At 54.2% G+C, this 21,978-nt stretch carries 24 protein-coding genes; 16 read left to right on the forward strand and 8 right to left on the reverse strand.

Translation table 11 applies throughout. From position 1 onward, the window contains the following. Positions 1 to 121: 121 nt before the first annotated feature. A complete protein-coding gene (locus HNR38_RS16835) occupies positions 122 to 1,375 on the forward strand; it encodes a DUF5677 domain-containing protein (RefSeq protein ID WP_183706510.1) in 1,254 nt (417 codons plus the stop codon). A gap of 164 nt (positions 1,376 to 1,539) precedes the next feature. Then, on the forward strand, positions 1,540 to 2,154 hold the full coding sequence (locus tag HNR38_RS16840) for a tyrosine-type recombinase/integrase (RefSeq protein ID WP_011786646.1): 615 nt from the start codon (positions 1,540 to 1,542) through the stop codon (positions 2,152 to 2,154). A gap of 111 nt (positions 2,155 to 2,265) precedes the next feature. Here the strand turns inward: HNR38_RS16840 and HNR38_RS16845 are convergent, their stop codons facing one another. Both HNR38_RS16845 and HNR38_RS16850 read right to left on the reverse strand, forming a co-directional pair. Further along, a complete protein-coding gene (locus tag HNR38_RS16845) occupies positions 2,266 to 2,622 on the reverse strand; it encodes a DUF3703 domain-containing protein (protein ID WP_183706512.1) in 357 nt (118 codons plus the stop codon). 64 nt (positions 2,623 to 2,686) lie between these two features. Beyond that, the gene (locus HNR38_RS16850; RefSeq protein WP_014420764.1) at positions 2,687 to 3,583 is read right to left on the reverse strand and encodes a cation efflux transmembrane domain-containing protein; all 897 of its coding nucleotides are present in this window, start codon (positions 3,581 to 3,583) and stop codon (positions 2,687 to 2,689) included. Positions 3,584 to 3,755: 172 nt separating this feature from the next. Here HNR38_RS16850 and HNR38_RS16855 point away from each other — a divergent pair, with 172 nt between their 5' ends. Further along, positions 3,756 to 4,223, forward strand: coding sequence for a hypothetical protein (locus HNR38_RS16855; RefSeq protein ID WP_041343552.1), 468 nt, complete (start codon positions 3,756 to 3,758; stop codon positions 4,221 to 4,223). 275 nt (positions 4,224 to 4,498) lie between these two features. Here HNR38_RS16855 and HNR38_RS16860 read toward each other — a convergent pair whose 3' ends face one another. Then, complete coding sequence (locus tag HNR38_RS16860; protein ID WP_221275883.1) at positions 4,499 to 5,173, reverse strand: arylesterase; 675 nt, start codon at positions 5,171 to 5,173, stop codon at positions 4,499 to 4,501. A 442-nt stretch (positions 5,174 to 5,615) separates the two neighbouring features. On the opposite strand from HNR38_RS16860, the gene HNR38_RS16865 reads away from it, so the two are divergent. The 4 genes from HNR38_RS16865 (at position 5,616) to HNR38_RS16880 (ending at position 8,984) form a co-directional block, all read left to right on the forward strand. Beyond that, on the forward strand, positions 5,616 to 5,984 hold the full coding sequence (locus tag HNR38_RS16865; protein WP_183706514.1) for a hypothetical protein: 369 nt from the start codon (positions 5,616 to 5,618) through the stop codon (positions 5,982 to 5,984). A 4-nt stretch (positions 5,985 to 5,988) separates the two neighbouring features. After that, a complete protein-coding gene (locus tag HNR38_RS16870) occupies positions 5,989 to 6,951 on the forward strand; it encodes a DUF932 domain-containing protein (protein WP_183706516.1) in 963 nt (320 codons plus the stop codon). An 86-nt stretch (positions 6,952 to 7,037) separates the two neighbouring features. Continuing rightward, on the forward strand, positions 7,038 to 8,039 hold the full coding sequence (locus HNR38_RS16875) for a YqaJ viral recombinase family nuclease (RefSeq protein WP_183706518.1): 1,002 nt from the start codon (positions 7,038 to 7,040) through the stop codon (positions 8,037 to 8,039). 60 nt (positions 8,040 to 8,099) lie between these two features. Next, entirely contained in the window at positions 8,100 to 8,984 is an 885-nt protein-coding gene (locus HNR38_RS16880; RefSeq protein ID WP_183706520.1) for a recombination directionality factor, read from the forward strand. Between the two features lie 78 nt (positions 8,985 to 9,062). Here HNR38_RS16880 and HNR38_RS16885 read toward each other — a convergent pair whose 3' ends face one another. From HNR38_RS16885 to HNR38_RS16895, 3 genes are read right to left on the reverse strand one after another with little or no spacing between them, the layout of a single operon-like run. After that, a complete protein-coding gene (locus HNR38_RS16885) occupies positions 9,063 to 9,233 on the reverse strand; it encodes a hypothetical protein (RefSeq protein WP_221275884.1) in 171 nt (56 codons plus the stop codon). Positions 9,234 to 9,282: 49 nt separating this feature from the next. Continuing rightward, on the reverse strand, positions 9,283 to 10,611 hold the full coding sequence (locus tag HNR38_RS16890; protein ID WP_183706522.1) for a sensor histidine kinase: 1,329 nt from the start codon (positions 10,609 to 10,611) through the stop codon (positions 9,283 to 9,285). Continuing rightward, positions 10,598 to 11,263, reverse strand: coding sequence for a response regulator transcription factor (locus HNR38_RS16895; protein ID WP_183706524.1), 666 nt, complete (start codon positions 11,261 to 11,263; stop codon positions 10,598 to 10,600). Before HNR38_RS16895 ends, HNR38_RS16890 begins: the two co-directional genes overlap by 14 nt. A 200-nt stretch (positions 11,264 to 11,463) precedes the next feature. Between HNR38_RS16895 and HNR38_RS16900 the strand changes: the two genes are divergently transcribed. The 7 genes from HNR38_RS16900 to HNR38_RS16930 all read left to right on the forward strand — a co-directional run bounded on the left by HNR38_RS16900 (position 11,464) and on the right by HNR38_RS16930 (position 19,014). Next, positions 11,464 to 11,991, forward strand: a complete 528-nt coding sequence (locus tag HNR38_RS16900; protein ID WP_183706526.1) for a cupredoxin domain-containing protein — start codon at positions 11,464 to 11,466, stop codon at positions 11,989 to 11,991. 89 nt (positions 11,992 to 12,080) lie between these two features. After that, entirely contained in the window at positions 12,081 to 13,814 is a 1,734-nt protein-coding gene (locus tag HNR38_RS16905) for a copper resistance system multicopper oxidase (protein WP_183706528.1), read from the forward strand. Beyond that, positions 13,811 to 14,560, forward strand: coding sequence for a copper resistance protein B (locus tag HNR38_RS16910; RefSeq protein ID WP_091702074.1), 750 nt, complete (start codon positions 13,811 to 13,813; stop codon positions 14,558 to 14,560). The genes HNR38_RS16905 and HNR38_RS16910 overlap by 4 nt, the downstream gene beginning before the upstream one ends. A gap of 108 nt (positions 14,561 to 14,668) precedes the next feature. After that, positions 14,669 to 15,025 (forward strand): hypothetical protein, encoded by a 357-nt coding sequence (locus tag HNR38_RS16915; RefSeq protein ID WP_183706530.1) that lies wholly within the window; start codon positions 14,669 to 14,671, stop codon positions 15,023 to 15,025. 23 nt (positions 15,026 to 15,048) lie between these two features. Continuing rightward, positions 15,049 to 16,401, forward strand: a complete 1,353-nt coding sequence (locus tag HNR38_RS16920) for an APC family permease (protein ID WP_183706532.1) — start codon at positions 15,049 to 15,051, stop codon at positions 16,399 to 16,401. Positions 16,402 to 16,430: 29 nt separating this feature from the next. Continuing rightward, the gene (locus tag HNR38_RS16925; protein ID WP_183706534.1) at positions 16,431 to 16,658 is read left to right on the forward strand and encodes a hypothetical protein; all 228 of its coding nucleotides are present in this window, start codon (positions 16,431 to 16,433) and stop codon (positions 16,656 to 16,658) included. Next, on the forward strand, positions 16,651 to 19,014 hold the full coding sequence (locus tag HNR38_RS16930; protein WP_183706535.1) for a heavy metal translocating P-type ATPase: 2,364 nt from the start codon (positions 16,651 to 16,653) through the stop codon (positions 19,012 to 19,014). The genes HNR38_RS16925 and HNR38_RS16930 overlap by 8 nt, the downstream gene beginning before the upstream one ends. A gap of 100 nt (positions 19,015 to 19,114) precedes the next feature. Here HNR38_RS16930 and HNR38_RS16935 read toward each other — a convergent pair whose 3' ends face one another. Continuing rightward, on the reverse strand, positions 19,115 to 19,837 hold the full coding sequence (locus HNR38_RS16935; RefSeq protein WP_183706537.1) for a cytochrome c biogenesis CcdA family protein: 723 nt from the start codon (positions 19,835 to 19,837) through the stop codon (positions 19,115 to 19,117). A 46-nt stretch (positions 19,838 to 19,883) separates the two neighbouring features. Beyond that, positions 19,884 to 20,387 (reverse strand): DUF411 domain-containing protein, encoded by a 504-nt coding sequence (locus tag HNR38_RS16940; protein WP_183706539.1) that lies wholly within the window; start codon positions 20,385 to 20,387, stop codon positions 19,884 to 19,886. A 724-nt stretch (positions 20,388 to 21,111) separates the two neighbouring features. On the opposite strand from HNR38_RS16940, the gene HNR38_RS16945 reads away from it, so the two are divergent. Together HNR38_RS16945 and HNR38_RS16950 are read left to right on the forward strand one after the other, a co-directional pair. After that, positions 21,112 to 21,570, forward strand: a complete 459-nt coding sequence (locus HNR38_RS16945; RefSeq protein WP_183706541.1) for an ATPase — start codon at positions 21,112 to 21,114, stop codon at positions 21,568 to 21,570. A gap of 58 nt (positions 21,571 to 21,628) precedes the next feature. Then, positions 21,629 to 21,916, forward strand: a complete 288-nt coding sequence (locus HNR38_RS16950; RefSeq protein WP_246362790.1) for a prolipoprotein diacylglyceryl transferase family protein — start codon at positions 21,629 to 21,631, stop codon at positions 21,914 to 21,916. The last annotated feature ends 62 nt before the right edge of the window (positions 21,917 to 21,978 follow it).

Below are 21,978 nucleotides of genomic sequence, written 5' to 3' on the forward strand. Positions count from 1 at the left end.
CATGACGACGGCCAAGCGGATTGCTGGCCGGGTGAATAAACGAACAAAGGGGCGGTAGGCTGGACTCCGAAGTGGGTTTTTCTACAGCCTCGTTATGCAATAGGAGTTATGGAGAGAACTAATGCTTGGACTTCAGGAGCTATTTGACGAGCAGATAGAGAAAATTTTCCGCTCCGAGAAGTTAGCAGTGCGAATTCTTGAACATGACCTTAAAGAGTTAAAAATTGAACTCACGGATGAACAGCGGACCGATTTGGAAGAACAATTTTCAAAGTTGCGCAGTGGAACCTTGAGTTTCGATTTCGATGATAGCCAGATTGAAGGAACTGGACTTTCTGAAGAAGAGATAAAGAAAAAGCTTAAAGAGGCTTTTGAAGGACTGTCCCATAAACTCCAAAAGTTACTTGAGAATATAGACGAGACCATGCAAAACGTGGTCGATAATTTGAGTGATAGCGTTTCTGAGTCAGTACTCAAAACTCTTGAGGGTCGGTTGACGGGAATGCTGGAAGATCAGGAGGATATGTATCAAAACATTAGCGATGATATAGATGCCAAATGGGGGCAACCACTGGGGCTTCTGCAAGGGTTGATCGTTATTGCTGACGAATCTGCACAAAGGCGTGTTGAAAGAGTTCATGAAAACTCTGAAGACGATGTTGTTCAAGATCTATTGATTAGGCTTCACGCTAAAGCGATACAAATCTCTAAAGAAATTCTAACTTTGTTAAAATATGGTTTATCAAATGGAGCGCAGGCAAGGTGGCGAACGCTCCATGAGATTGCGGTAATTGCGACCTTTGTCTCAGATCATGGATCGAGTGTGGCAGAACAATATATCGAACATGAGGCCATTGATACCTATAAAGCAGCTATCCAATACAATTATTACTATGCTCGAATTGGCGCAGAGCCAATCTCTCAAGAACAAATCGATAGTATGAAAGAAGATTACGAAACGCTATTATATAAACATGGTCAAAGCTTCAGGCATGATTATGGATGGGCAGCCAGTGCCTTAAAAATCAAAAGGCCAACTTTTAAGGATATAGAGGCATCAGTCGAGCTAGATCATAATAGGCCATATTATAGAGCTGCCAGTGCTAATGTTCATGGAAATCCTTCAGGTGTTCTGAATAATCTAGGACTTCTGTCGGAGGAAGATATAATACTTTCAGGTCCAAGTAATATAGGGTTATCAACACCAGCGCAATCTACAATTATCTCTCTTAACGTAGTTACTACTATGTTGCTTATGCATGAAGCCACATTGGATAGTATTGTAATTGGAAAGGTGATCTCAAAGTATGGAAGGAGAGCAGAAGATGCATTCATTGAGGTAGAGAGTGATTTGTTAGGGTCCATGAATAAATAATCAGTGAATCAAGGCGAACACTTTTACGCCGCCGCTCCGAACTATCTGCTTATTCAAGGCGGTATCCCACCATCCGAATGTTCGCTTTGCGACCAGGTTGGCCAGCAGAGAACAATCTTTTAAGCCATACTTAAAGGCCCTTACCCTCCGAAGAGGGCCACGTCATGACGTTTCCTACCAGCAAAGTTCCCTGGAACAAAGGGAAGCTCGTCGGCCAGAAGCTGCCGCTCAAACTCGAACAAATATGGGCTATCCGTATTCGGTTAGAGATAGCAAAGAACATCCGCGAGCTGGCGATGTTCAACATGGCAATTGACTGCAAACTCCGATCCTGCGATCTGGTAAAGCTATTGGTTCGAGATATTTCCAGAAACGGTGAGGTTCTGGACCGGGCGCAAGTCATCCAGCAGAAGACCAGTCAGCCTGTTCAGTTTGAGATAACCAAAAAGACGCGCGAATCGGTCGAAGCATGGATCGAGTTGCGTGGACTCTCAGGGATGGATTATTTGTGGCCGAGCCGGATGCGAAAGTTCGACCATATCACTACTCACCAATACGCCCGTCTTGTCAAAAAGTGGATTACGAGCATTGGACTTGACCCTTCCGTCTACGCAACCCATTCAATGAGACGTAGCAAAGCGACATTGATTTACAAGAAGACCAAAAATCTTCGAGCCGTTCAGTTGCTGTTGGGACACACGAATATGTCGAGCACCGTGCGGTACCTTGGTGTCGAGGTCGAGGATGCTCTGGAGATAGCTGAGAGTATTGAGATCTAGGTGCGTAACTTGTGTCCTTGGTCCCTTTGGATGCCTCAGACGCTGCAAGCCCCGCTCGATGATCACCCTCGGGTTACAGGCTCCTCCCGTCGCTAAACAAAAGCGAACATTCTAGTCACGCCTTCCCTCCGCCTCCGAAAGCACCACTGCCAAATCCTCGGGCACCGGCATGGGTGCAAACGCGCTGACGTTTGCACGACCGGTGTTTCCGACCGGAACCCAAATTCGGGAAAAGACCAGGGCGGCAATGGTTCGGGCCAACTGCCCCAGCACCTCACGAACGTCTCTTGTTCGCCAACCCAGTCTGAGCATCCGTAAGTGGGTTGCAGCGTGCGCCAGAGCATATTTCTGGCTGAGGATATGGGCACGTTCCAGATGGGTGAAGGCTGTCTGGAAATCGCCTGCGCCTTCCGCCCTGCCTGTCGCCTCAAGCTCCGCAATATAGGATGGCTTCAGTTCACTGTGCATTGATGTTTACTCCCCGTAGATTGGCAACGGCAAGCCGATAATCGACCGCCTGCCCCCGAAAGGTTCAGCCTTTCAGTGCCAGTATGCGTTTGGCACCCATCAAGACGATGCCACCGACAATTCCGCCAATAATCAGATCTGGGTAGTTGGACCCGGTCCAGGCAACGAGCAGCCCCGCAAGTATTACCCCCAGGTTGATGACCACGTCGTTGGCTGAAAATATCCAGCTGGCTTTCATGTGAGCACCGCCTTCACGGTGTTTTGCGATCAGGAGCAGGCAACTGATATTCGCAATGAGAGCAACAGAGGCGACGGCCATCATCATTAACGACTGAGGATCACTGCCGAACAGAAAACGTCTGCTAACTTCAACCAATACCCCAGCGGCAAGGATAAGCTGGAGGATGCCTGCCACATGGGCCGCTCTGACCTGCATTTTGATGCCGTGCCCAACGGCGTAAAGTGCGAGACCGTAGACGGCGGCATCGGCAAGCATGTCTAGCGAGTCTGCAATCAGGCCAGCGGACTGGGCGATCAGGCCCATCGTCATCTCGACCAGAAACATCAGGCCGTTGATTGCCAGCAGTATCCATAAAGTGCCGGATTCTTCGCTTTCGTTGGCCTTAGAAGATTCAGCCGCTCTGACGGATTCAGCGCTGGCGTCTTCTGTCCGCTGCAAGGAAGCACCCAGGCCCAGGTTTTCCAGTTTGCTGGTAATAGGACCGGTTTCTCCATGGTGGATAATTTCCAATGTACGACCCGATAAATCGAATGACAGCGACTGAATGTTTTCAACGCCAGTCAGTGCCATTCGAATCATTCGCTCTTCCGAGGGACAATCCATTTTTGGTATTTTGTAGGTGCTTAGCTGGCTACCTGTTTCGGCGGTGGCGCGTCCCTGAAACTTGTCATCTACGACAGAGTCTTCACTACCACACTGCCCATTGCAGGGTTTGCTCATTTTCTCGGCTCCGGTTTTCGTACAAATGATGCAATTTAAAACCCTGTAGCCACTACAGGGTCAATAACTAATCTACACTAGTAGTCGTCAAAATCGGCGTTTGTCTGGATAAAGATCTACAATGATAAGTGCGATGGTGTGGACGTCTAATTTTATTTCGAGGGTAAACTTTATGATTTCATTTAAAGGACTTACAGCAACCGCTGCGTTGTTGGTTTTTCCTGCATTCGTGCTAGCGCATGGTGATCAAGGCTCATGGCAAGGGCATGGTCCTGGCATGATGATGGATCAGGAGCAAATGCAACAGATGCACCAGAACTGGTCTCACATGAACCAGCTGATGCAACGCATTCCTGATGAAGCTTCACCGCAAGAACGGCAACGATTGATGCGAGAACACAGGGAGGCGATGCAAGAGCAAATGGGTTTTATGCATCACGGTATGATGGGCCCCGGCATGATGCGTGGACAAAACGGCATGATGGGAGGTCAGCACATGATGAACGGCGGCGGTAAATCAAAGAATGGTGGTAGTCTGTCTAACGAGCAACAAATTCAGATGATGCAGGAGCGCATGGATCAAATGCAGCTGATGATGGAGCAAATGCTGCAATACCAGCAAAATCTAAAGGTAGAGTGATCGAGAAGCCTTCAAATACTTTTACTTAACAGACGCGTAGTAACTGGCGAGTTTGATAGGCTGAAGTTTGTGAAAACGGCGCAGTAGCTGGGTTTCGGTCTCAACGAAATCCCTGGCCTTTTACGGCTGGAAGATGGCGCTCTGGGCACCACTTCGAATGTTCGCTTTGCGACCAAAGCGGCCAAGATATGGTTACAATCGGCGGCCACATTATGGTGATTTACGTCGGGAGTTCTGGCCACTTCGTTTTCGTAATAGGTCTGTAACTCATTCTCTTACGGGCCTACCTGAGATTTCAGGCCCGCCTCAGTGAGAGCCGCGGCAATGCCGTCAGCCATCTTGCGATAGCCCCTAGCGTTGGGGTGAATCCGGTCGGCCCGCAGGCCCTCGTCAGAAAGTACCTCGGAGAAAATATCGTCGATCAGCAGGATGTGCTCTTCTTCGGCCAGTTCCTCATAGATGGGCGAGTCTGAGAGGCTGCCCACACTGGCGCTGAACAAGGAGAACTCTGGTACCGCTACCAGCACAGGGACGGCTCCGGACCGGCGAACGGCGGTAATGATTTCCCGAAGATGCTCCTTTACCTGACTGGCAGACTGGCGCCGCAGAAAATCATTACCGCCCAGTTCCACAATCACCAGGTCTGGTTCATGTTTCTGAAGCAATCCCGCGATGCGTCCACGGGCTTCACTGGCGGTGTCACCCGGCACGCCGGCATTGACGACCTTCCAGCCGGTTAATTTTGCCAGCAGTGAGGGGAAGTCTTCGCCCTTTCCGGCTCCGGTGCCGTGGGTAACGCTGTCCCCGAATGCAAGTACCACCGAGTCCTGCGCCAGAGGTTGATAGCGAGGCGGCGAATCACCGCAGGCGGTGAGTAGTAGCGACAGCACGAGGAGCATCAATAAACGCAATCGCGGTGCCCCTCCCGCCATGGCATGCTGGGTATTCACAGGTGAACTCCCGTCCAGGTCATATCGGCTTCACGATAGGCTTGCGCCTGAGCGGACGCAACTGCTGAATCCCGCATTAGGAATCTCAGCCTCATGTTCCCCCAGTTGCTCCATGCCAGAAATAACCCTGCGCCTATCAGTGTCGCTAACTGACAGATATCGGCCCTTATTTTCAGGCAGGCAGCTCCAAATGACACAATCTTCTTGCGGGCTTTCTAGTTGGCAATTGATCCTGCTGCAAGTAAGGCATACTGACTGGTCGAAGTAGACGATTTGGCGTGGAAATGCAACGGGATCTGGGCCGGTAACAAGTGAAAACGTGCTACTCCCGAAACTGCTGGACGTGAGCTTTCTTACGATTCCAAATAATCTCAAACCTATATCACCTCTGTGAACCAAGGCACCAACGGTGCCTTCCCTCCCATTCACAGAGGTATTTCCCATGAATGAACAATGCCCCAAGTGCCTGTCTGAACGGATTGGCAAGAACAACTATGGCAAGAAAGCCGCTGGTGTCGTCGGCGCCGCAGCCGGCGTTTATGGCGGCTATGCGTCTGCCATTGCAGGCGCCCGAACTGGCGCGATGGTTGGTGCCGTGGCAGGTCCGGTCAGTGGCATCGGTGGCGCGGTGATCGGCGGCTTGTTGGGCGGTGTTACCGGTGTCTCCGCTGGCATCATCCTGGGCGATGTGCTGGATGAGCAGGTGCTCGATAACTACCGCTGCCTGGAATGCGGCCATTCCTTCAGCAAAGAATCGGAGCCCGAAGACGAACCCACCGACAACCCCATTTCCAAGTTCCCAAAGGAGTAACCCCATGGCCCATCTGATCGAGCAAATGGCCTACGTTGGCCAAACCCCTTGGCATGGCCTGGGGAATGAACTGACATCCAACCAACCACTGGAAGTCTGGGCTAGACAGGCTGGCTTGGACTGGCAGATTCAGGAAAGCCCCGTTCGCTATGTGACTAATGCCGGAAGCCCGCTGGGCGAGATCCTGTCCTACCCGGATTCCAAAGTGCTTTACCGGTCGGATACCAAAGCGCCGCTGTCGGTCGTCGGTAACCGCTTCAAGGTGGTTCAGCCCGAAGAGATCTTGGAGTTCTATCGGGATCTGACCGAGGTCTCCGGCTTTGAACTGGAAACAGCGGGAGTGCTGAAAGGCGGCCGGAAAATGTGGGCGCTGGCTCGCACCGGTCAATCCGGCGTCCTGAAGGGCAATGACCAAACCAACGCCTACGTCCTTTTGGCCACGGCCTGTGATGGCACCATGGCTACTACGGCCCAATTCACCAGTATTCGGGTGGTGTGCAACAACACCCTAGCTGTGGCCTTGAAGGATTCCACGGCCAATGCAGTGAAGGTGAAGCACAACACGGCGTTCGATGCAGACCTGGTGAAGAAGCAACTCGGTATTTCCGTTTCCGCCTGGGACGATTTCATGTATCGCCTAAAAACGCTGAGCGAGCGGAAAGTGAAAACCACTGAGGCCAGGAATTACTTTCTGAAGGTGTTCACCGACGATTCCGGTACCGGCGTTGGCAAAACCAACGAGCGGTCCATGGCCAAAGCTCTGTCCTTATATGAAGGGGAGGGCATGGGCGCCACATTGGCATCGTCGGACGGCACTGCCTATGGCTTGCTGAACGCAGTCACCGAGTTCATTGACCATCAACGCCGCGCCAAAACCGTTGATCACCGGCTGGATTCCGCCTGGTTCGGTAATGGCGCTTCCATCAAAAATCGCGCACTCGAACAGGCCATGTCACTTGTGGCTTGAAGCCAGCCTCACACACCTAAAACCGCCATAAAGCCCACCGGAGCCTCGTGCTCTGGTGGGCTTTTTTATGTCTGGAGGAAAACACCATGGGCATGAGCGCAAACGTACTCCCCAAGCAACGGCCAGCACTGCGACTGGTTTCAACTAAAGGCCTCAGCCGTGACGAATGGCTGAGGGTCCGTAAACAAGGCATTGGCAGCAGTGATGCTGCGGCAGCGGTGGGCATGAACCCATACCAGTCTCAACTGGAGCTCTGGATGGTCAAAACCGGTCGAGATGCCGGCATGCCAAAACCGGACTCGGATGATCCGGAATCACCGGTCTACTGGGGGCATATCCTGGAACCCATTGTGGCTGAGCAGTACAGCCGACAAACCGGTCGTAAGGTCCGGCGAGTGAATGCGGTGCTGCAGCATCCTGATCCGGACAAGCACTGGATGTTGGCCAACCTGGATTATTCCGTGGTGGCCGATGACGAAGTGCAAGTTCTGGAATGCAAAACCGCTGGGGAGTTTGGGGCTCGTCTTTGGAAGGAGGGTGTGCCGGACTACATCCAGTGCCAGGTTCAGCACCAACTGGCAGTCACCGGCAAGCAGGCAGCCGATGTCTGCGTGTTGTTGTGTGGGCAGTCACTCAAGATCTTCCGAATCGAACGAAATGAGGAGCTGATCGAAGCGTTGATCACGCTGGAGCGCCAGTTCTGGGATTACGTGGAAACGGATACGCCACCCCCGGTGGACGGCACGTCGTCGGCAGAACGCGCGCTGCGCCATCTCTACCCCGAGGACCAGGGCGAGACCCTGGACTTCAGCGAAAGCAAGGAGCTGTCGGATGCTTTCAGCGAGCTGCTGGCGATTCGCTCTGAAATGGAAACCCTCAAGTCCACTGAATCCCACCTGAAGCAGCGCATTCAATGCCACATGGGAGAGGCCTCCAAGGCCAAGTTCCCGGGTGGCAGCGTGAGCTGGAAACGGAGCAAGGATTCCGTGGGGCTCAACGTCAAACAGCTACTGAAAGACCAGCCGGAATTGCTGGAGCAGTATCCCCTCACCAAGCCGGGCAGTCGCCGGTTTCTGATCCATGCCTAATGTCCCCTTGGCCACGCGGGTGTAACGAGTGCCCCGTGGCCCTTTTTCAGGAGAAGCATCATGATTAAAGGGTTAGCCATCACGCCTCCGGTGTTGGGGCGTATCAGTATCGGTCGGGTTGTTGAGAAAAACGGCATCCGGCTGCCACAAAAAGACAATCAATTCACCATCACCTCCCAAATCCAGGAAAAGGATGGCTGGGTACTGCACCCCCTGGACGAAGAGCTGAGAAAAGACGCGCCCAACAACAAGCTGCGAACCATTCCGGTACGCATGCTGTTCAATGACGCGGATCTCAACCTGCGGGCTGAATACACCATGTTCGACCGCAAAAGCGGACGGCCCATGTGCGTTGGGAACGGCGATACCTGCAAGCGCCTGACGCAATCAGGCGTGCAGTCATTGCCATGCCCTGGGCCAACGTTGTGCGAGTTCGGCAAAGGAGGGCTGTGCAAGCCCTACGGCCGTCTGAACGTGAAGATCGGTGACGACGATGATCTCGGCACCTTCATCTTCCGCACAACCGGTTACAACAGCATTCGGACGCTTGCGGCCCGGCTGAGTTATTACCAGGCGGTGTCCGGCGGTTTGCTGGCTTACATGCCGCTGGAACTGAAGCTGCGGGGCAAAAGCACGACACAGAGCCATCGAACGCCTATTTTCTATGTGGATTTGGTGATCAAGGAAGGGGTGTCATTGCAGGAGGCGGTGGCGGAGGCAAAAGAAACAGCCAAAAAGGTGGCAGAGGAGGGCATTGACCAGGCGGCGCTTGATGCGGCGGCGGCCAAGGGATTTGGGAATACACTGTTTGAGTATGATGAGGATGAGATGAGTCAGGTAATTGAAGAATTTTATCCCAGTAGCGCACCTGAAGATGCGGTCTCTTCTTCTATTGTGTCCGGGCTGAGGGAAAACCTTAAAGCCGCTCGATCTATCGCAGGGTGAGCGGATCCGAGTGACCGGGTTCCGGTCACTCGGATCTAACCTCTTTTTTTGTTTTCGGCAGAAATACGCGGCCTCACATTAGGCCTCCTCACCAAACGTCTTGCGCCAGTCCCGAGGGCCCATGGTGACGCTGCTTGAAGTGCTGCCGGAACGGCGTGGCCGTGTGGAACCGATCTTTTCAGCGATGGCCTCCACAGACAGTGATGTGCTTTCCAGCAGTTCCCGACCGTGCCGGAGCCGTTTACTCATCAGTCATTTAAGCACCGTCACACCGGTGGCACTCGAAACCGAGCCGGATTTAAAATTCAATCACCACTCGCAGGCCGGCACTGGAGCCAGTCATAAAGCTGATATCACCCCCATAACGAGTGACGATTTCCCGGACAATGGCAAGCCCCAGCCCGTGTCCGGGCATTTGCTGGTCCAGCCTCAAGCCACGCTGCCCGAGATTCGCCACCTCGCTTTTTTCAACGCCAGGTCCATCATCGGCGACCACTATTCGCGCGACACCGTTGCCTTGCTCCAGTGAGAGCTCTACACACTGTGACGACCATTTGCCTGCGTTGTCGAGCAGGTTGCCCAGTATCTCGTTCAGGTCTTGCTCTTCAATTGGCCAACGACTTTCCTCCGCGAGCGGGCTGGACAGCTCAAAAGACTTTTCCGGATACAGACGGCCCAGCATCCAGAGCAAATCTCTCGCCTGTTTTAACGGGTAAGCGCTTTTCCCCACCTGAGGCCCGGCAAAGCGGCTTCGGCGCATTTCCGCGTCCAGTTGTTTGTCGATGTCGTCAAGGCGGACCGCCATCTGATGCCTCAGATCATTGTCGAGCGGGCGGCCTTCGTCCTCCAGAATCTGCCGGACTGCCGCGATGGGTGTCTTTACGCTGTGGGACAGGTTGGCCAGGGCATCCCGGGAGCGCTCAAGGCGCTGGTCCAGAGAGTCGAGCAACTGGTTCAACTGCTGCACAAGTGGGCGAAATTCTTCCGGGGCCTCGACATCGATACGTGAAATCTCACCATCCTGCAGCCGCCTTAACGCTGCCTTTAGGGTCACAACGGGCCTCAGTGACAGATTGATGCCAAGCCAAATCACCGAAACCAGCAGAAGAATCAGTAAAATAGACACAATCGCAGTCCAGGCATGCAGCTCTGACTGGCTGCGCTTCAGCGCACTGAGATCTTCGGAAACGATAACAACGATGGGGGTATCACCCACGCGAAATGACTGGCGGTAGGCAAGAATATCCGAAGGTGCATCAGCTATGTCGGAGCCATGAACCCGAAGCGTGCCATCCTGGCCCGACTCAACCAGAGGCATCAACAAAGGTTCCCAGGCCTTCGGCGAAATGATGGTCCGGGAGGGCGAGTGTATGGCAAAAGCGTGATGAAACACGTCCTGGAAATAATCTCCGGTCTGCAGCGTGTCCAGCTTGCCGTCGGAATCGCGAATCTGATGTTCAAGAAACGCAACTTCGTCCTGGAGCCTGCTTTCAACAAACTCCCGCGCCATGCGGTCCAGCAACAGACCGTGGACCAGCCAGGCCAGTGCCATCAGGCCGATACCGGCCGGCAATAACAGAGCGAGCAGGGCTCCCTTGACGGACGCCGGTTTTCTAAACACCGTCATTGAACAGGTACCCCTGGCCGCGCCGTGTCGAGATGGTGTCATTGCCCACCAGCTTTCTTAGCCTTCGAATGTAGGCCTCAATAACATTGTCACTCGGGCTTTCGTTCAGATTGTAGAGTTGCTCCATCAGCTGTTCCTTTGAAAAAACATGGCCGGGGCGGCTCATCAGGCAGCGTAATAGCCGGAATTCGGTGCCGGTCAGGCTATGTTCGGTGCCATCATTGAGCTTCAGGCTCTGGCGATTCTCGTCTAACTCAAAGCGGCCCGCTGTCACTGTGGAATGAACCCGGCCTTCGCTTCGGCGCACGATGGCGTTGAGGCGGGCAATCAATTCTTCCGTCTGAAAAGGCTTGGCCAGATAGTCGTCTGCGCCGGCCTTCAGGCCATTGACCTTGTCCTGCCAGTCCCCCCTTGCTGTCAGAATCAGAACCGGATAGCTGACATGGCTAATACGCCACTTTCTCAGTACGTCCAGACCATTACCATCCGGCAGCCCCAGATCCAGAACAGCCACCCGATAGTCTTCCTGCTCACCCAGAATCAAGGCTTCCCTGGCGGTGTAGGTTGTATCAACACTGAATCCCGCTTTCTCCAACTGACCACTCAGCCCATCAGCCAGCAAACGATCATCTTCGACGAGCAGTAAACGCATGAGTCTGTCCTTTTCGGGGGTGAGGGTATATCCCCAGTGTCGTTGATCAACCTGAATTCAGCCTGAACGGCAAATACTTTGATTTTTTCAGAAAGAATTCAGGTTCGTGCGAGATGGTAGCAATGGTTTCTTGGCATTGCTCAATTTTCAGAGCAGCCAGCTGGCGTTCCAGCACACATTATTTCACAGGAGAAGACGGGATGAATGCATCAAAATTTCTGGTTATTGCGGCGGTAATGTCGATGCCCGCAGCCACGTTTGCAGCCGGAGCCGACGGCCATGGCCATGGTATGGCAAGCGGCGAGCCCGGCAAGGCTTCCCAGGCGAGCCGAACCATCAACGTTGAAATGTATGACAACTACTACGAGCCGGAAATGATTGACGTAGAACCCGGCGAAACAGTGCGCTTTGTTGTGGAGAACAAAGGCAACCTCGTTCACGAATTCAATATTGGCACTCCCGGCATGCACGACGCCCATCAGAAGGAAATGAAAATGATGGTTGAGCATGGTGTTATTCAGGGAGGGCAGATTCACCACGACATGATGGACATGGATATGGGCAATGGCCATTCCATGAAGCATGACGACCCGAATAGCGTATTGCTGGAGCCGGGTGAGAGCCAGGAGGTGGTCTGGACGTTTTCCGATAAGGGCAATGTCGAGTTTGCCTGCAACGTGCCCGGCCACTATCAGGCCGGCATGTATGGCGAGATTAACTTCAAGTAATTCAGGTTGTTGATAAAAAAGTAGTTTTCCGGATTGGAGAGAGCATCGCCAATCCGGACTTAATGCAGTGTTGTTTTGGAGTAAAGCCCATGAAAGTACGTCTGCTGACGGGGCTGTTGAGCCTGTTAATGCCGGCTTTGGTGCTGGCCGGAGAATACAATCTCACGGTCGACCGGGTGGAAATCGATACCGGTGATTTTGTGAAAGAGGGTATCGGCTACAACGGAAAATCCCCGGGGCCGGTCCTGCGTTTCAAGGAAGGCGAGGATGTCAGGATTAATGTAACCAACAACCTCGATGAGGCGACATCTATCCACTGGCACGGACTGATTCTTCCGTTCGAGCAGGATGGCGTGCCCGGTATCAGCTTTCCCGGCATTCAACCGGGAGAGACTTTCACCTATGAATTCCCGATAACCCAGGCCGGAACTTACTGGTTTCACAGCCATTCCGGTTTTCAGGAGCCCGACGGTGCCTTCGGGGCCATCGTTATCGAACCAGAAGGGCGGGAGCCGTTCCGGTATGACCGGGAATACGTGATCCAACTGACCGACAAGCATCCCCATTCCGGTGATCGCATCATGCGGAACCTGAAGATGATGCCGGATTACTACAATCGACAGCAGCAGACTGTGGGGGAGTTCTTCTCGGACGCCTCCAGCAACGGTTTGATGGACACCATCAAGGATCGTATGGCCTGGGGCGACATGCGCATGATGAAAGCGGATGTTGAAGATGTTCAGGGCTTTACCGGCATGATCAACGGCAAGGGGCCGGCACAGAACTGGACCGGCCTGTTTGAGCCCGGTGAGCGCGTTCGGCTGCGGTTCATTAACTCATCGGCCATGACGTATTTCGATGTCCGGATTCCTGGGCTGGATATGACGGTTATCCAGGCCGACGGCAATAACGTGCAGCCGGTCAACGTGGATGAGTTCCGCATCGGTGTCGCCGAAACCTATGACGTGATTGTTCACCCCAGAGATGAGCAGGCGTACACCATCTTTGCCGAGTCCATGGGCCGTTCGGGGTTTGCCAGGGCTACGCTGGCTCCGGAAGAAGGCATGGAAGCACCCATACCTCCGATGCGTGATCCGGCACGGCTCACCATGGCAGACATGGCCGGCATGCCGGGAATGGATCATGGAGACATGGACCACGGGGACATGGCTGCGTCTGAAGATATGGACCATTCTTCCATGGAAAATATGGACGACTCCAAAATGAAGGACATGGACCATGGCTCCATGGACGGTATGGATCATTCCAAGATGGGCGGTGATGACGGCCAGCCGAGTGATCCGTTTTACGCGAAGGGCAGTGGCATCATGCCGGTTGCTGCCAATGACGGTAAGTTCCTGTCGTACGCAGACCTGAAAGCCCAGAAACCTCTCTATGAAGAGCGCGAGCCAACCCGGGAAATCGAGCTGCGGCTGACCGGCAATATGGAGCGTTACACCTGGAGCATCAATGGCGTGAAATACGAAGATGCAGACCCGATTCGTCTGCAATATGGCGAGCGCGTTCGTTTCAAATTCGTGAATGAAACCATGATGACGCACCCCATGCATCTCCATGGCATGTGGTCGATCCTGGATGTCGGCGCGGGCAAATGGAACCCCATCAAGCACACCGTCAGCGTTCAGCCAGGCACCACCGTGTACATGGAAACCGAAGTTGATGCGCCGGGGCAGTGGGCGTTCCATTGTCATCTGTCTTATCACGCAGCAGCCGGTATGTTCCGCAAGGTGATAGTAGAGGGCGGCCCGGATTCGACTCAGGCAAAGACAGACGTTGCGATTGAAGAAGGAGGTGATGCATGAGCCGTATTCGATCTTTGATAACCGTCAGCCTGCTCGGTTCGATGGTTTTTCCAACCGCTGTGGCCGCTCAGGAAATGATTGCCGACACCACCTCCCGGAAGCAGGCTCTGACCTCTTGGGGAGTGCAGTTCGAGGAGCTTGAATATCGGTACAGTGATGACGATGAGGAGCTAGGCGTCTGGAGCGCGGACTTTTTCTACGGAACTGATGATCTGAAAGTCCGGTGGCTGACCAAAGGGGAATACGCCATTGAGGAGCAGGCCTACGAGGGGCTGGAAAACCAGTTGGTCGCGCAGGTTCCGATTTCCGACTTCTTTGACGCCAAGGCCGGTGTCCGGTTCGACACGCCCGAGGGTCCAGACCGCACCTATGCCGTTCTTGGCATAACCGGCCTGGCGCCGCAATGGTTCGAGATTGATGCCAACCTTTATGTAAACGAGGAAGGCGACACATCCGCCGGGCTGGATGCTGAATACGAGTTGTTGCTGACCAACTACTGGATTCTGTCCGCCGCGGTGGATGCCACCGTGGCGTTCAGCGAAGACCGGGAAATCGGCGTTGGCAAGGGGCTGGTTTCCACCGAAACCGGTCTGCGCCTGAGTTATGACCTGGTCGATCGCGCTTTCTCGCCCTACATTGGTGTGGTGCATGAGCGTAAGTATGGTGATACCGCCGATATTGCTGAGGCCGAGAGTGGCAGCACGGAAGACTGGTTTGCCGTAATCGGCGCACGCATCGCTTTCTGATTCCGCTTTTAGCGGGCCAGGGTTAATTTCCCTGGCCTTTTTCAGTAGTGATTCAGGTTGAGATGTTGTGATGGTGGGGAAGATAACCAGGCGAAGAGGTTCAACTTCATGACCAAAGCACACAAAGCAACAAGCCAGGAGGGCTTTCTGCTAAGCAGGAAGCTGACGGTCAAAGATCTTGATGAAAGTCAGTGGAAGGATTTCATCCAGGAGCTTACTTATCATCCCTGCGTTGATTTCGCAGAGCGAAAATCCGGCAACAAACTGCATGTCATTTACGACGGCACTCACTGGTCTACCGATGAGCTGGTGGAACTGATAACGGCCCGCGGGGGCCGGCTGAAAAGCGGGTGGTGGACCCGAAGGAAACTGGCCTGGTACCGATTTACCGATGAGAACGTTCGAGCCAATGCCAAACATGAGCCGTTTTGCTGTTCGAAAATTCCACCTATGAAACGTAAATAGACACCAGACCAACCGGAGGTTGAATGCGCGACGAGCAGGACAGAACCACTCGCTATCAGGAAGGCAGCCTCACTCTGCCAGGAACCGTTATGTTGGGAACCGGCGTCATGATTGGCGCCGGTATTTTTGCGTTGACCGGCCAGATGGCCCAGATGACAGGTGTTCTGTTCCCGCTGTCGTTCCTGGCGGCCGCCGTAATTGTCAGCTTCAGCGCTTATTCCTACATCAAGATTTCCAATGCCTATCCGTCAGCCGGTGGCATTGGCATGTACTTGCACAAGGCCTACGGAAACCGGCTACCGACCGCGTTCAACGCCTTGCTGATGTATTTTTCCATGGTAATTGCCCAGAGCTTTCTGGCGCGCACCTTCGGCTCCTACACCATGCAGCTTTTTGGTGGCGACGAAAGTGGGCGAATGGTGCCCATTCTCGGGGTGTCCCTGATCATTGCAGCCTTTCTGATTAACCTTCTGGGCAATCGAATGATTCAGGGTGTAGCCTCCTTCATCGGTATTCTGAAAATCGGGGGCATCCTGATCTTCGGGTTGGTGGGTGTCTGGGTCGCCGACAGCATTTCGGTCGATTTCTCTAGCCCTGGAGAGGCCGGAACCATGGGCAACTTCCTCGGTGCGACGGCACTGGGAATACTGGCCTTCAAGGGCTTCACCACCATTACCAACAGCGGCTCCGAAGTAATAGACCCTAAGCGGAACGTCGGGCGAGCCATTATTATTTCTATTGCGGCCTGCGTGGTGATCTACACCCTGGTCGGATTTGCCGTCGCCAGCAATCTGTCTCTGGCTGAAATTATCGAGACTCAGGATTATTCTCTTGCCGCTGCCGCGCGTCCGGCACTGGGAGAGTATGCCGTCTGGTTTACCGTCGCCATTGCCATGATGGCCACGGCCGGCGGCATTCTGGCCAGCATTTTTGCCGTCTCGCGTATGCTGGCCATGCTGACCGAAATGAAGCTGGTTCCCCACCGGCACTTCGGCATGCCAGGCAGCATCCAGAAGCACACTCTGGTCTACACTGTGGTGCTGGGGATCATTCTGACGGCGTTCTTTGACCTTTCGCGAATTGCGGCGTTGGGCATCGTGTTCTACCTGATTATGGATATTGCCATTCATTGGGGGGTGCTGCGCTATCTACGCAAAGACATAAAGGCCAACGTATGGGTACCAGCCACCGCCATTTTGCTGGATTTACTCGCACTCGGGGGCTTTGTCTGGGTCAAACTGAATACTGACCCGTTTGTCATCGGCGTAGCGGTTGGCGCCATGATTGTGATCGCAGTTGGGGAACAGATTTTTCTGAAGAGATCGGCCGGGATTGAGCCGCCAGAAGGTGGGCACTCTCATCATCACCACCACTGAAACCAGTCAACGGAACGGAGATTCGTCACATGATGGAAGGTCATATGTTCGGTAACACCATGTGGGCAGGGCACTGGCTCTGGATGCTGGTGCTTGCCATTGTTGCCGTCATACCAGCCTGGCGTATTTGCCAGCGCACGGGGTATCCGGGCTGGCTGGGTGTTCTGATACTGATACCTGTTATCAACCTCGCTTTACTCTACTTTCTCGCATTTGCGGAATGGCCCGCAGACAAGACCGGAGACCGTAATGGCTGAACACGAACACGCGCATCACCACGACCATCACAACCATGAGGAATCCGGCGAACACACGGTCAAGGACCCGGTCTGTGGCATGTCGGTGGATCCGCACACGGCGGAGCATCGCAGTCGGCATGACGGTAAAACCTGGTACTTCTGCTCATCACGCTGCCAATCGCGGTTTGACGAAAACCCGGAACAATATCTCGGCGAGGAGCAGAAGCGGGAGGAGCCTGTAGCACCAGGCACTATGTACACCTGCCCAATGCATCCGGAGATTCGCCAGCAAGGCCCCGGGGATTGTCCTATCTGTGGCATGGCTCTGGAACCCGAGGAAGTGAGCCTGGATGACGGCCCCTCCGAAGAACTCACGGATATGACCCGCCGCTTCTGGATTGGCCTGGTGCTGTCTCTACCGGTATTGATCCTTGAAATGGGCGGCCACTTGACCGGGCTCGATCATATCGTGGCGCCACAAACCTCCAACTGGATTCAACTGGTCCTCGCCACCCCCGTGGTGGCCTGGTGTGGCTGGCCCTTCTTTGTCCGGGGCTGGAAATCGGTGGTCAGCCGTAACCTGAACATGTTCACGCTGATCTCCATCGGTACCGGCGTGGCGTTGATCTACAGCCTGGTGGCCACACTGGCCCCTCAAATCTTTCCGGATGCTTTTCGGCAGGAAGATGGCTCCGTTGCCGTGTATTTCGAGGCCGCAGCGGTCATTGTCGTATTGGTGTTGCTGGGGCAGGTGCTGGAATTGCGAGCCCGGGAGAAAACCTCCGGCGCCATTAAAGCTCTGCTCGACCTGGCGCCCGCCACGGCACGCAAGCTGGATGATGACGGCGGCGAATCGGATGTGTCACTGGATCAGGTCAAGGTTGGCGACCGCCTGCGCGTCCGCCCGGGGGACAAGGTGCCGTTGGATGGCGAGCTACTGGAAGGCAGCTCCAACGTGGATGAATCCATGGTGACGGGGGAGCCACTGGCCGTCAGCAAGAAATCCGGTGATCAGGTGATCGGTGGCAGCATCAACCAGCAGGGTAGCTTCATCATGCGGGCCGACAAGGTTGGCCGGGATACCATGCTGTCTCAGATTGTGCAGATGGTGGCCAGCGCCCAGCGCAGTCGCGCGCCCATCCAGGGCCTGGCAGACAAGGTGGCGAGTTACTTTGTGCCAGCGGTAATCGTCATTGCCGTTGTTGCCTTTATTGCCTGGTCCTTCTTCGGGCCAACACCGCCGATGGCCTTCGGCCTGATTGCGGCGGTGAGTGTTCTGATTATTGCCTGCCCCTGTGCCCTGGGTCTGGCTACGCCCATGTCCATTATGGTCGGTGTCGGGCGGGGCGCCCAAAGCGGTGTTCTGATCCGCGATGCCGAAGCCCTGGAACGCATGGAAAAAGTCGACACTGTGGTGGTGGACAAAACCGGTACATTGACCGAAGGCAAGCCCCAGGTGACCAAGCTTGTTCCCTCGGAAGGGTTCAGCGAGGAAGAACTGATGCGGTTTGCCGGAGGCCTGGAGAAGGGTAGCGAGCACCCGCTGGCCCACGCCATTCTCGATAAAGCCAAGGCCATGGAGCTGAAGCTACCGGACGCTGAAGACTTTGATTCCCCTAACGGCAAAGGGGTAACGGGCAAAATTGATGGCCGACAGGTACTGATTGGTAACCGCCTGCTGATGGAATCCGAAAACGTCGATACGGCGGAATCGGAAGAGGAAGCCGACCAACTCCGCGAGGACGGGGCCACCGTGATTTTCGTGGCAGTGGAGGGGAAAATCTGCGGTTTGCTCGCCATCGCCGATCCGGTCAAAGAGACGACGGAAGCGGCCATCTCCGCCCTGCAGGAAGACGGCATCCGGGTGGTCATGCTGACTGGCGACAATCGCACCTCGGCAGAGGCAGTTGCCCGCAAACTGCATATCGATGAAGTAGAAGCGGAAGTCCTCCCGGAAGACAAAGGCAAGATCGTTCAGCGCCTGAAAGACGAAGGCCGCATCGTAGTGATGGCCGGAGACGGCGTGAACGATGCGCCCGCCCTGGCGACCGCGGATGTTGGCGTGGCCATGGGCACCGGCACCGATGTGGCCATTGAAAGTGCCGGCATCACCCTGTTGAGGGGCGATCTTATGGGCATTGTGGAAGCACGCCGGTTGTCCCTGGCGACCATGCGCAATATCCGGCAGAACCTGTTCTTTGCCTTTATATACAACTCCGCCGGCGTTCCCATTGCCGCAGGGGTTCTGTATCCGTTTTTCGGTATACTGCTGTCGCCAATCTTCGCAGCGGCGGCAATGTCGCTGTCTTCGGTCAGTGTGATTGTGAATGCACTGCGCTTGAGAGTGGTTAAGCTTGGCGGGCCCAAGCACTGAATTTCTAATTCATTGGAGAAGTGGTATATCGCGTTGCTCTGTCCCCAACTGGAAGCCACAGCAGTCTCCCGCTAGACGTAGCCGGGAGACTCTTTCGTTGTTAACCAAGTTCTCTGAGGACTGGGAAGGCCGACAACATCCACGAAGCGAAGCGTGTCATCTGGCCGGTCATTACCATCACGCCCATGATGACAAGCGCCAGGCCCGCCAGAGCCCTCAATAACCGGCTCCAGCGACTGAACCACCGCATGCGCTCCCTAAAATGCTCGATAAACATTGCCGTTCCGAGGAAGGGCAGTGCCAGCCCGAGCGAATACACCGCAAGATACAGCATTCCTGTTTCAGCGTTGGCGTGAGTGGAGCTGAGCGCCAATATGGCTCCGAGTATGGGGCCAATGCAAGGCGTCCAGCCGATGGCAAACGCCAGACCCAGTACGAAGGCCGCTGTCGGCCGTCCGCCTTCGAGCGTCTGCCCCATTCGCCAGTCGCGCTGAAGTGCCGGCATGCTCCACCAGCCCAGCATGAACAGGCCCATAAGGATAATCAGCACGCCGGCTACCAGGTTAGCTTCCTGCCGGTAGGCCATCAGCCACTGGCCCAGAAGACTGGCGCTCGCGCCCAGCGCGACGAAAACCACGCTGAACCCGAGCACAAAACAGACGCTCAGCCAAAATGCTTTCAGCCGATTCGAGGCCTCAGTCACCGCTCCACCAGTAACGACCGACAAGTAGCCCGGCACGAGCGGGAGAGTACAAGGTGAGAAAAAGGACACCAGACCGCCGAAGAAAGCGGCCAGAATGCCCCAGGTTGCAAGATCTGGCATTCAAGAACTCCGAAATCAGTGACTTTCCCGGTAGCTGGGGCCGACATCAGTAGTCTTTATGTTCGCGGAACACGCTTTGCTGGCCGTTGGCACGGAAGGCAATCACCTGATAGTCCTGCTTCGTGCCCGTTTCCATACCGGGGCTGCCCTGGACCATGCCAGGTACTGAAAGTCCAACCGTATTGAACTGGGGATTTTCCAGGTAGGCGACAATATCGGCAGCCGGCACATGCCCCTCAATCACCAGATCATCAATGAGCGCTGTGTGGCAAGAGGCCATTTCACGCGGCACTTCGTGTTTCATTTTAATTTCGTTGATGTTGTTGGTGTCCTCGACATTCACATCAAAACCGTTGCGTTCAAGATGTTCTGCCCAGCCTGCACAACAGGAGCAGCTTGGGCTCTTATATACAGTAATGGTGTGAGCCGTCGAACCGGAGGCAGCAGTTTCGGTGGCTGGCTCTGAGGCCTGGAGTTTGAACCCAACAGCAATTGCACCAATGGCCAGAGCTGCCGAACCTGCGATGATTGTCTTGTTTCTGGTTTTCATAGTGATCTCCTGACAGGCATACCGGCATAACTCGGTGTTGCCAACACTGCCTGTAAATATGAACGGATATTCGGTTCACCAAGCCTTCTGACTCGGCGTAAAACTGCATCAGGATCAGGAGAGAGCGTCAGGTGGGGGTGTCAGGACGTCGGGAGTATGGCTGTGGTACGTGGCCCAAGCTGGAATCACGTTGGCTCCGGCTGTGGGTTCAATGGCGGGCGCTGGTGTTCTGGTAATTATGCCGAGAATAGACAGGGAGGCGCAGTGAGGTGCCGCCAGGCGACAATGTTCTTGCTCAGAGACATCACAACCTTCAGGCATTCCAGAATGGTTTATACGTGAGGCGTCAGCTTGGGAGTGGGCGGCTCCGTTGCAGTCACTCGCGTTGATGGGTGTGCTATCGGTTTTGCCACTTACCACGCCAGCGAGCCCCTGATTGGGGCCGCCAATCAACAGCAGAATGCTTAGTAGTGCTGTGATAAATGGGCTAGTGGGCATCGCTGCTTCCTGGCTCGGGTTGGCATCTTCATTACTAAACTTTGTCTGACTATAAAACTCTTGAGTAGCTCACACGTCAAGCATGGCCAAACGTTTTCTTCCGACTGTTGGTCGGTTCATGGATTCAGATCAAAGTTCTCTCAGACCTGGCCGGTTCATTCAGTTTGAATTCAGGCTGCTGTGATTAACTCCATAGAATACTGAACCTAACGAGAGCAAATCCGGTATGGACATCAGAACCTTCGGTGAATTGATCGAGTGGACCAGAGACTTGCATAAGAACCTTGCTGAGTGTCTGGGGCATTGTGCAACACGTCATGAAGAGGAGAGGGCAACGGCATTGCTGGAGTATCTTTCATCCCATGAGTCAGAGCTGGCCCGGATTGTCGATGAGTTTGAACACCAAAGTGCAAGCAATACGCTTGAAACTCGGGTTTACGATTATCTGAAACATAACCCGATAGAAACTCACCGTACCTGTGACGAACCCTACGCCAAACAGGATTTTCAGGGGATCTACCGCGAGGTTATGGATTTTCATGAGCAAGTGATGGATCTGTATAGAAATCTTTGGGAAAAAGCAGAAATTCCAGAGGCCCGTGAGTTGCTGGGAGGGCTATTGGATATGGAAAAGAATGAGTCTATGCGCCTGGCTCGACAGATAGGCCGAATGGATGATCTGTGATTCTCCGCCGACGCGTTGAGAGCCACGCGTGTTCCCCGACACAGGAAGCAGAAAATTCATGCTTGAGTATCCACAAATCGATCCAATAGCTATTTCACTGGGCCCTCTACAAATACATTGGTACGGACTGATGTACCTTGTTGGCTTTCTTGCCGCATGGTGGCTGGGTCGTCGACGGGCGCATCGGTTGGGTTTGAGTAACGAAGCTATTGAAACACTGATTTTTTACTGTGTCGTTGGCGTGATACTTGGTGGTCGGCTCGGTTACGCAGCGTTTTACGGCTTTGAAAAATTTGCCGACAACCCACTTTGGTGGGTTCTACCCCGTTACTGCGGACATTCCTAAAAAGAGGCACAATGTGCCAAAGGAGTGTTCATGTCCAGACGCAGAAAATATAGCCCAGAGTT

This window comes from Marinobacter oulmenensis (assembly GCF_014201735.1).
In the GTDB taxonomy this organism is placed as follows: Bacteria; Pseudomonadota; Gammaproteobacteria; order Pseudomonadales; family Oleiphilaceae; genus Marinobacter; species Marinobacter oulmenensis.